Consider the following 9026-nt stretch of genomic DNA (forward strand, 5'->3'; position numbering starts at 1 on the left):
TGGTCGTGCACATGCTGCTGGCCATGCTGGCACCCATCCTGCTGGTCCTCGGCGCCCCGATCACCCTCGCGCTGCGGGCGCTGCCGGCGACAACCGACCGGCGCTACCCCGGGGCGCGGGCCTGGATCGTCGCCGCCCTGCACTCGCGGCCGGTGCGGCTGCTCACCAACCCGGTGATCGCCGCGGTGCTCTGGGTCGGTGGCCTGTACGTCATGTACTTCTCCGACGCCTACGAATACGCGCTGCGCAACCATCCCGCGCACCTGGCGCTGTACCTGCACTTCCTGCTGTCCGGGTACCTGTTCTTCGCCGTGCTGATCAGCCCCGACCCACTGCCACGGCGGGTGCCCCACATGGCACGCCTGGTGGTCCTGATGGCCTCCCTGGCGTTCCACGCCTTCTTCGGCGTCACCCTGATGAGCATGACGGACGTCATCGCGGCCGACTGGTTCACCGAGGTGGCGCGGCCCTGGGGTTTGGACCCGTTGACCGACCAGCGCACCGGCGGCGGCATCGCCTGGGGCGTCGGCGAGATCCCGGCGTACGCCGTCGCGATCGTCCTGTTCACCCAGTGGATCCAAGCCGACGAACGAGAACAACGACGACTCGACCGCGCCGCCGACCGCGACGGCGACGCCGCCCTCGAGGCCTACAACACATGGTTACGGGAAAACGCCGGCCGCTGACCGGGCAGCCTGGCGACGCGTCCCTCGGGCCTTCGTCATGGCGAAGCGCCGCCGATACGACAAGGGCGCTGATACCTCGCGCACCGGATAGTACCGAGCGTCTGGTCCGCGCGCCGAAGGTGAACGGTCAGCGCATTACCGCGGACGGCAACCGACTCGGAGATCCGCTTGCCGTCCGGCGCGAGCACCTGGATCCGGCCCGGCACTGCGAACACCGCCTCAATGAAGGTCAAAGTGATCTGGTCCGGCAAGGAGCCCAGCACACTGCCCGCCCCGGGCGTTGAGGGCCCCCGTAGCCGGCTTAAGCATCGAGGCATGTCGATCATGCGCCTCTCCGCCGTTCACAGAGGATGTCCAGGATGGACGCGCCCCGCTATGCCGATTGCGCCGCCGAGGTTCGGTGAACCTCGGCGGCGCCGTTGGGGATGTCGGTACGAAGGACTTCGGTCAGCGGCAGGTTTTGCCCTTGTTGATGCAGGTGGCGATCTTCTGCATGGTCTGGGCGGAGTTGACGTTGATGAAGTCGTTGTGGTCGGAGAAGGGGTTGTGGTCCTCCTCGGGGAACGAGTCCAGCGCGAACTGACCCTTGGTCTGCACGTCGCTGGGGATGTCGTAGGAGATGGTGATGCGCAGCTGCGGGATGGCCACGAAGCCCTGCTTGCAGGCACCGGTGTTGGTGTCGGCGAAGGCGAGGTGGTCGCGGTGGTTGGTGCTGTCGATGTTCTTGCCGTCCCAGCAGCCGGGGAAGTCCTGGACGCGCTGCACCTGCCGGCCGGCGGGGCAGATCGGGTACTTGTCGGCGAGGCGGTCGGTGAAGCCGGAGCAGGTCCAGGTGGCGCGGGCGTTGGCCGGGCCGCGGCTGATCGGCTTGGCGTCACCGGTGAGCGCGCGCAGGAACTTCGGCATGGCGACGACCTTGCTGGTGGCGTTGCCGCGGTATTCGATCAGCACCTCGGCGGGCCGGACGATGCCGCCGGTGTTGTTCGGCAGCTCCAGATTCGGGCCCTGGGGATCAGGTAGCGCGGCGGGGGCGCTGGGGGCTGCCGCTCCACCGTTCTGGTTGCCCTGGCCGTTCTGATTGCCCTGGTTGTTCTGGCCGTTCTGGCCGTTCTGGGTCTGGGGCTGACCGGTCAGGGTGCAGCCGGCGAGCGCCTCGAGGCCCTGGGGGCGGGCGGCGCTGCGGGAGATGGCGATGCCGATGCGGTCGAGGACGGCGGTGCGCTTGGCTTTCAGCGGTCCGAGGATGGCGTTGTCGACGAAGTTCTTGCCGCCTTGTCCACGGGTGCTGATCAGGCGTTCGTTGGCCTCGGAGAGTTGGCGGTCGAGTTCGGCGAGGTTGCGGTTGACCTCGTCGAGGGCTCGGGCGGACACGCCGGGCAGTTTGTCGCGTACGGTCGGGCACTGGATCTGCGAGGAGGCGGCCAGGCCGGCCTTCACGCTGGCGGTGGAGTGCCGCATGGCGGCGTGCATGCCGTCGTAGTTGGTGTCGCACTCCACGAGCGAGACCATGCCGGAGGTTCGTCCTCCGCCGGCCGCGGCGATCGTGTCGCTGATGCCCTTGATCAGTCTGGTGCGCTGGGCGCGCAGATCCGCCAGGACGGAGGCGTTGAGGCCGGCGTCGATGTGGCCCTTGCTCGTGGCCATCCGCTTGTTGGCGGCGGCGTAGCCGCGGTCGAGCGCGGCCAGCCGGTCATCGACGGCACGCTTGGCCCGCGCGGGCACGGCGGGCAGCCGGTCCCGGACCTTCGGGCAGGTCACCATCGGGGTCGTGGCGGCCAGGGCACGTTGGGCGTCATTGCCCGAGCGGACGGTCTTGTCGATGCGTACGACGGGCCAGAAGTAGGAGGACTTGTCGCCGTTCTTGCAGGTCGTCCCGGAGGCGTCGAGGTCGGCGTTGGAGGAGTTCGTGGTGATGGCGAGGTTGCCGATGAAGTCGTGGAGGTGCTCGGCGCCGTTCTTGATGCCCGGCTGTGCGACGGGGTTGTCCGGGCTGAACTTGCCGTTGCCGTTGGTCCCGCAGTCCACTGTGAAGACGCCTGTCGATGCTTGGGCGCCGGGCGCGGGATTCTTCACGTTGGGTTGAACCTGTTGGATGGGCACGTACTGGTTCAGTTCGGTGGCCGCGTCCGCGGTGCCTTTGCCACCGCTGGACACGAACGTCGCGGTCAGGACCCCGGATGCGGCAACGACCGCGACCGCGACGATGATCCTGGTGGTGCGCTGCTGCATTCGCCCTACTCGGCGTGGTCTGGTTCGCACGCTTACTCCTCATAGCCTCTGGTGCCGGGACGGCTCCGGTGGAGAGTCGCCACTCGCAGGTACGGGACACACGAAGCGGCAGACGGGTCCGAGGTGACCGCGTAAGCAGTCGGTAAGAACCTCGGGGCGGGCACCGATCGGTGGCCGCCCCGCCGTGTCTGACCGGGCCGGCTGAGGAGCGGGCCGCCCGCATACGATTCCGCGTGCTACCAGACGACCAGGCCCTCCATGCCGGATCCGTCGGCGAAGACGGGAAGTCCCTGGTTCTCGGTTTCGACGAGGGTGAGCTCACCGTCCGGGCCGACCCGGAATCCTTCGATGGTGCCCGCGAGGGTGTTCTGCACGTACAGCAGCGAGCCGTCGGCCGTGGCGGCCAGGTCGATCGGGCCAGCTCCCGGCGCCTTGGCCGGTTCGGCGTCCGGGTCCTCCTCGGCGGCCTGGGCGGCGGCGGCCACCTCCGCGACCGCTTCCGGGCCGCCGGCGTCGGCGATCACGCCGTCCTTGCCGCCGATGCTGACCTTCCCCTTGCCGTCGACGGTGTAGAGGCTGATGGTCGAGCTGCCCGGGTTGGTGCCGTAGAAGAACTCGCCGGCCCGGGCGATCCAGCACAGCACCTGCTGGCCCGACTCGACCGACGGGGTGATGACGTCGAGGGTGCCGTCCTTGCCCAGCTTGTACGAGGTGACCCCGGACTTGGCGGCCTCCGTGACGAGCAGGTGGCCGGCCTGGTCGAAGACGAACGAGAACGGCACGTCACCGGTCGATGCGGTGGATACCGGCTTGGCGGAGAGCATGCCGTTCTCGGCGACCGCGAATACCTCGATCGTGTTGTTGCTCTTCGTGGTGACCAGCAGGTGCCGGCCGTCGGGGCTGAAGCCGACCTGCGGCGGGGAGTCGGTGAACAGCGGCACGGCGTCGTTGGTGATGCCCAGCTTGCGGGTCGAGCCGGCGAGCGGGCGCAGTCCGTCGTGGGTCAGCCGGAACCCGGTCACGTTGGTGGTGCCGCCGGCGTTGAGGACGTACACGGTCCGGCCGGAGACGGCGATGCTGACCGGGAAGTCGCCGCCGGACTTCACCGTGCGCGGGTGGCTGAGTTTGCCGTCTCGGACCCGGAAGGTGGTGACCGAGTTGCTGCCGGCGTTCACCGCGATCATCACCTGGTGCTTACGGTCGAAGACGAGGGATTCCTGCGACGCGAGGGGGTCGAACGGGTTGTCCTTCTGGGCGCCGCCGCGGCCTCCGGTCGGGTACTCACCGGCTGCCGTCAGTTTGCCGTCCGCCGCGCGCCGGAAGGCCAGGATCGAGTTGCGCTCCGGGTCGTTCGACTGGACGAAGACCATCCCACCGCGCCCCGCCGCCGCACTGCCGTCGACTGCCTTGGAGCGCTTGTCGTCCGGGTTCTCATGCGCCGAGGCGATTCCCGTGGACACACCACCGGCCGTCACCAACAGGCCCACGGCCACGGCGATACCAGTTCTCCTACGCATGTCTGCCCTACCTCCGACGAACGAACAGTGCAGTTCCGTCATCCGGTACGGCACCGCCACAGTGCCAGTTGAACGTCGGAGCCGGTCGTAAGGACTCCGTAATGCCTTCCGCGGTCTCCACCGTCACGCCGCAGCAGGGTAGGTCTTTTCCTTGCCCCCGAAACTCGTGTAACGCAACGGGGCGTACCGGGGACTACAGGGTGTCGACCGAGGAGGAACCGATGCCCGAAACCCGCTACGACGATCTGCGCGCCCTGTTCATCAACTGCACGCTGAAACGCTCTCCGGAGCTGACCCACACCGGCGGGCTCATCGACGCCAGCCGGGCGATCATGGAGAAGCAGGGCGTCCGGGTCGAGGTCCTCCGGGCCGTCGACCACGACATCGCCACCGGCGTCTGGCCGGACATGACCGAGCACGGCTGGGCCACCGACGCCTGGCCCGCCATCTACCGCGACCATGTCGTGCCGGCCGACATCCTGATCATCGCCGGGCCGATCTGGCTGGGCGACAACTCCTCGGTCGCCAAGCAGGTCATCGAGCGACTCTACGGGTGTTCCCATCTGCTCAACGACGCCGGCCAGTACGCCTACTACGGCCGCGTCGGCGGCTGCCTGATCACCGGCAACGAGGACGGCGTCAAACACTGCGCGCAGAACATCCTCTACAGCCTGCAGCACCTCGGCTACACCATCCCGCCGCAGGCCGACGCCGGGTGGATCGGCGAGGCCGGACCCGGACCGTCTTACCTCGACCCGGGCTCGGGCGGGCCGGCCAACGACTTCACCAACCGCAACACCACCTTCATGACCTGGAACCTGCTGCACCTGGCCCGGATGCTCAAGGACGCCGGCGGCATCCCGGCGCACGGCAACCAGCGCAGCGAATGGGACGCCGGCTGCCGCTTCGACTTCCCCAACCCCGAATACCGCTGAAGCCGCCATGCCGACGATGACCGCCACCGCACCCGCCGACGTGATCACCCTGTTCGCCGCCGCCCTGCACGACGACCGCCTCGACGACGCCCTCGCCCTCTACGAGCCGGACGCCGTGTTCATCCCCCAGCCCGGCGCCGAACCCCTGCACGGCCTCGACCAGATCCGGGCCGCGCTCGCCGGTTTCATCGCGCTGCGTCCCACCCTGACCCCGGAGATCCGCAAGGTTGTCCAGGCCGGTGACATCGCCACGGTGCTGCACGCGTGGACACTGGACGGTACCGCCCCGGACGGGATGGCGCTGCATCTGAGTGGGACCAGCGCGGACGTGCTGCGCCGCCGTCCGGACGGCTCGTGGGGGCTGCTCATCGACGACCCGTGGGGTGCGCAGTAACGTGCGGTGCATGGTCGACACCGCGCTGCCCGCCGACGCGGTGATCGCGGCCCGGCTCCGCACCCGAGACGAGGCCATGTTCGCCCGGCCGTCCGTGTCGAGCTAGTCGGTGTGCGCCGCGATGTACGGGCGACATCGGCCTCTAACGCCGCGGCGAGCCTCCGCCGGGCACCGTCGCGCACGATCTCGTCGATCAATGACCTGCCAGTTGTTTCTGGCCCGGTCGGACCCGGGTTGTCGGCATCGACCCGCCGTCGGTGACTACCCGTGAGCATGGGTGTACCCTCCCGACCCGCGTTGGCGCGCGGGGCCTGCTTGGTTCCTGACAGGGCATCCTTGGGGAAGGAACGCCTGCCCCACGGTCATCCACAGGTTTCAAGCATTGCTCCGGCGAAAGATTGCACGGGTACGTCGGAACTACGCGGTCTCGGGTCGCGACCAATGGGGGCAAGGACAACCCGGTGATGAGGATGGTCGGAAATGTGGCTACCGAAGCGGGCACGGTACGTTGTAGTGAGCGCCATCATGGTGGTGGCAACGTCGGGCTTGACCGTCGCGGCCACCGGTACGCCGGCCGCGGCCCACAACGCGCTGCGTGCCAGCGTCCCGGCAGCCGGAGCGACGCTTTCCTCTTCCCCCGCCGAGTTGGTGTTGACATTCAGCGAATCGCCGAACGCCGACTTCACCAAACTCGCGGTCACCGACGCCGCCGGCATCACTCTGACTGACGGTGCCTCGGCAGTGTCGGGTGTCAGCTTGAGGCAACCCTTGCGTCCCGCGACGGTCGCCGGCGCCGTCAACATCAGCTTTCGCGTGGTGTCCGACGACGGCCATCCCGTGCAGGGCCGTCTGAACTTCGCTGTAACCTCGGTGGCCCGGCCGAGCGCAAGTTTCTCCCCGCAGGTACCTACCCAAGAGACGGCGTCGCGACCGGCAGCCTCAACAGTGGCGACCGCGCAAGACGACCGCGGCCGCCCGCCGGTGCCGGTCTCATTGTGGATCGGGGGCGCGGTGTTCGCCCTCGCGGGCTGCGCATCCGTCGCGTGGTGGTCGAGGCGGCGGGCGGCATCACGATAGGCACCTGGCAGGACACGGCAGGCCCCGGTAGCGGGACACGTCTGACCTCGCGGCTGCGGTCCGTTGCCAGTCGTAATTGGTGCTGAGTGACCCAGTCTGGGGGAAGGTTCGGGCACGCGCGCGGCCTGCGCCGCTTCCATGGACGATCGCCAGACCGTGCGAATGGCCAGCTGTCGGCCAGCGTGCGGTGGACAGTATGCGATGTTTCTAACGGCGTGCGGCCGTAAGTGGGGTCCTGCGCCGTGTCCAGGTCAGTGCAGATTCGCTCGAGAGCCGGCATTTTGGGGCCGAGCCGTTGGCCGACGTGCGGGGCGGGGTTGTGGCGCCGTGCTGGGCGAACTAGGTGACGGCACGGCGCAGCAAGACGCCCGTAGTGGCTTCGTCGTCGTGGATACGGCGTAGGCGACGCGGCGGTACTCGACGACGAGGGTGCGCACGAATGCGGTGCCGATACGCGGGATTCGCCATCGCCGCGGCGGTGCCCGACGCGCCGGGCGGGTGGCTTGCCGGTTGCGGTCCTCGGCCTGGTGGCTGAGGTAGCGATGCCCGTCGTCAGGGATGTCGCCGGACTGTGACGTCGATGCACAGCATGTCGCCGGGTGCTGGAGGTTCGTAGCGGCGGATTGATTCGCCGGTGGTGCGGTCGAAGCGAGCCAGCAGGTCAGCGTGGTAACCGACAAAGACGGCGTGCACGGTGGACGCGGCCAGGCCGAGCTGGTCGACAATCAGACCGGCCTCCAGCGTCGTTGCGGCGATGATGCTGAATCTTGCGAATCAGCGGTGCGGTGTGCAGTGCGGCTGCCTGCCGCAATCGCGCCCGTACGGTCAGGGCGTGAGCTGGCATACGAAGGGCTCCAGTCTGGCCAGTGGTTGCTCGACAACTCCACTGCACCAATGGAAACCTTCACCTGTTCACGAGATCAGGCTCAGATCGTCACATCGTGTCATCGCCTTCTTCGACCAGGTCCCCGGACGTTACACGCCGGCCGGGGAGCGCTACCGACGTGATTGACCGACGCGCATTTTGATCAACTTGCCGTTGACACTGGCCGTTACAGGAATGTGGCGAACGGACGCCTTCGGCGCGGCCGGTCGGCGGCCCGGTTCACCGACCGGTGGACCATCCAGATAATCCCGCTGAGGACGCTGACGGTCACGAGCTGTACCGCAGCCGGCAGCGAGCTCTCCATCGTGATGTCAGCGAGCACGAAGGAAGCCCCGATGAAGACTGTGGCAAGCCCGAGGATGCCCCTGACCATCCGACTGACCCGGTCTTGCATCGATCCTCCGGCCATCAAGATCGTGTAGAACAGACACGACCCCGCCAGCCCTATACCTAAGATCATCATCTGGCTGCTCGGCGCCGCTTCGCCGAGTCGCATCCGGGTGCTCACATACGCCCCGTACAGGACCACCGCGTACCCGCCGAACGCAGCCGCCGGATGGCGCAGCACCCGGGCGAGTCCAGCATGACGAACGACGTCGAGCCATTCGAGAGGCCCACGCATGCCCGACTCATGCGACGCCCGCAACGATTTCTCGGCGAGACGGACCGCGCCCGCGAAGGCGAGCAGGATCGGCGCAACGATGACGACCGCCAGGTATTGCAGAGCCTCCCCGGCGCCGACAGCGTCCCCGGCCAAGTCAGGACCGGCGCGCGTACCGTCGACGATGCGCACCAACTGCAGATCGTTGGCGGCGACAACCACCGCCCACCCGACGATCCACGCAATGGTCCTGCCGATCGGCCATGCCTGCCCTTGACGGCGCAGCCGACGTACGCCGATCAGATAGCACGCTACCGCCGCCACGGCGAAGGCCAGAAACAGCGGATTCGGTAGCGCGTCCACGATGCGCTGCACCGGCGTTCCGACCTGGTCACGCACGCGGTAAGTGTTTGGCGGCAGGGTTCTTCCCAACCCGGCGGCCAAGCCGAGCCCGGCCGCCATGACAAGGACCTCGACCCACGCGATGCGCGCGAAGATGTGCGCCTGCCCGCGGGCCAACGCGGGCATGGACACCCGCCGATGCCACCAGCCGAAACCACCTAAACCGGCCAGTGCTACCGCTTTGAGGCCCACAACCGCCGCATAGGCAGACGATAGATCCTCCCAAGAGCTGAACCGTAACGGCGCCGTGATCAATCCGGTGAACCCGATGAGGACAAAACAGCACAGCGCCAGCGCAG

8 protein-coding genes are annotated in these 9026 nt (G+C 68.0%); 4 read left to right on the forward strand and 4 right to left on the reverse strand.

All coding sequences use genetic code 11. The features are described from left to right. The coding region (locus DMB66_RS58280) for a cytochrome c oxidase assembly protein (RefSeq protein ID WP_148112925.1) at nucleotides 1-686 on the forward strand (686 nt) is incomplete at its 5' end. A gap of 35 nt (nucleotides 687-721) precedes the next feature. Here the strand turns inward: DMB66_RS58280 and DMB66_RS58285 are convergent. The 3 genes from DMB66_RS58285 to DMB66_RS58295 form a co-directional block, all read right to left on the reverse strand. Further along, the gene (locus tag DMB66_RS58285) at nucleotides 722-1012 is read right to left on the reverse strand and encodes a copper resistance protein CopC (RefSeq protein ID WP_125812527.1); all 291 of its coding nucleotides are present in this window, start codon (nucleotides 1010-1012) and stop codon (nucleotides 722-724) included. A gap of 121 nt (nucleotides 1013-1133) precedes the next feature. Continuing rightward, nucleotides 1134-2915 carry a DUF1996 domain-containing protein gene (locus DMB66_RS58290; protein WP_125812528.1) on the reverse strand — a complete coding sequence of 594 codons (1782 nt, stop codon included), beginning with the start codon at nucleotides 2913-2915 and terminating at the stop codon, nucleotides 1134-1136. A 236-nt stretch (nucleotides 2916-3151) separates the two neighbouring features. After that, on the reverse strand, nucleotides 3152-4432 hold the full coding sequence (locus tag DMB66_RS58295; protein WP_158647714.1) for a beta-propeller fold lactonase family protein: 1281 nt from the start codon (nucleotides 4430-4432) through the stop codon (nucleotides 3152-3154). 221 nt (nucleotides 4433-4653) lie between these two features. Here DMB66_RS58295 and DMB66_RS58300 point away from each other — a divergent pair, with 221 nt between their 5' ends. The 3 genes from DMB66_RS58300 (at nucleotide 4654) to DMB66_RS58315 (ending at nucleotide 6838) form a co-directional block, all read left to right on the forward strand. After that, nucleotides 4654-5367, forward strand: a complete 714-nt coding sequence (locus tag DMB66_RS58300) for a flavodoxin family protein (RefSeq protein ID WP_125812530.1) — start codon at nucleotides 4654-4656, stop codon at nucleotides 5365-5367. Nucleotides 5368-5383: 16 nt separating this feature from the next. Beyond that, nucleotides 5384-5761 carry an SgcJ/EcaC family oxidoreductase gene (locus tag DMB66_RS58305; protein WP_158647715.1) on the forward strand — a complete coding sequence of 126 codons (378 nt, stop codon included), beginning with the start codon at nucleotides 5384-5386 and terminating at the stop codon, nucleotides 5759-5761. Nucleotides 5762-6274: 513 nt separating this feature from the next. Then, a complete protein-coding gene (locus DMB66_RS58315; protein ID WP_158647716.1) occupies nucleotides 6275-6838 on the forward strand; it encodes a copper resistance CopC family protein in 564 nt (187 codons plus the stop codon). A gap of 1052 nt (nucleotides 6839-7890) precedes the next feature. On the opposite strand, the gene DMB66_RS58320 is transcribed toward DMB66_RS58315, so the two are convergent. Then, nucleotides 7891-9026 (reverse strand): bifunctional copper resistance protein CopD/cytochrome c oxidase assembly protein (locus DMB66_RS58320; protein WP_199753278.1); only part of this gene is annotated, 1136 nt, incomplete at its 5' end.

The sequence above is a fragment of the Actinoplanes sp. ATCC 53533 genome, from assembly GCF_003947245.1.

What these genes read in the sequence shown, in the direction of transcription:
- DMB66_RS58285 (WP_125812527.1), bottom strand. Translation starts at nt 1,012, where the DNA reads ATGATCGACATGCCTCGATGCTTAAGCCGGCTACGGGGGCCCTCAACG.
- DMB66_RS58300 (WP_125812530.1), top strand. Translation starts at nt 4,654, where the DNA reads ATGCCCGAAACCCGCTACGACGATCTGCGCGCCCTGTTCATCAACTGC.
- DMB66_RS58305 (WP_158647715.1), top strand. Translation starts at nt 5,384, where the DNA reads ATGACCGCCACCGCACCCGCCGACGTGATCACCCTGTTCGCCGCCGCC.
- DMB66_RS58295 (WP_158647714.1), bottom strand. Translation starts at nt 4,432, where the DNA reads ATGCGTAGGAGAACTGGTATCGCCGTGGCCGTGGGCCTGTTGGTGACG.
- DMB66_RS58290 (WP_125812528.1), bottom strand. Translation starts at nt 2,915, where the DNA reads ATGCAGCAGCGCACCACCAGGATCATCGTCGCGGTCGCGGTCGTTGCC.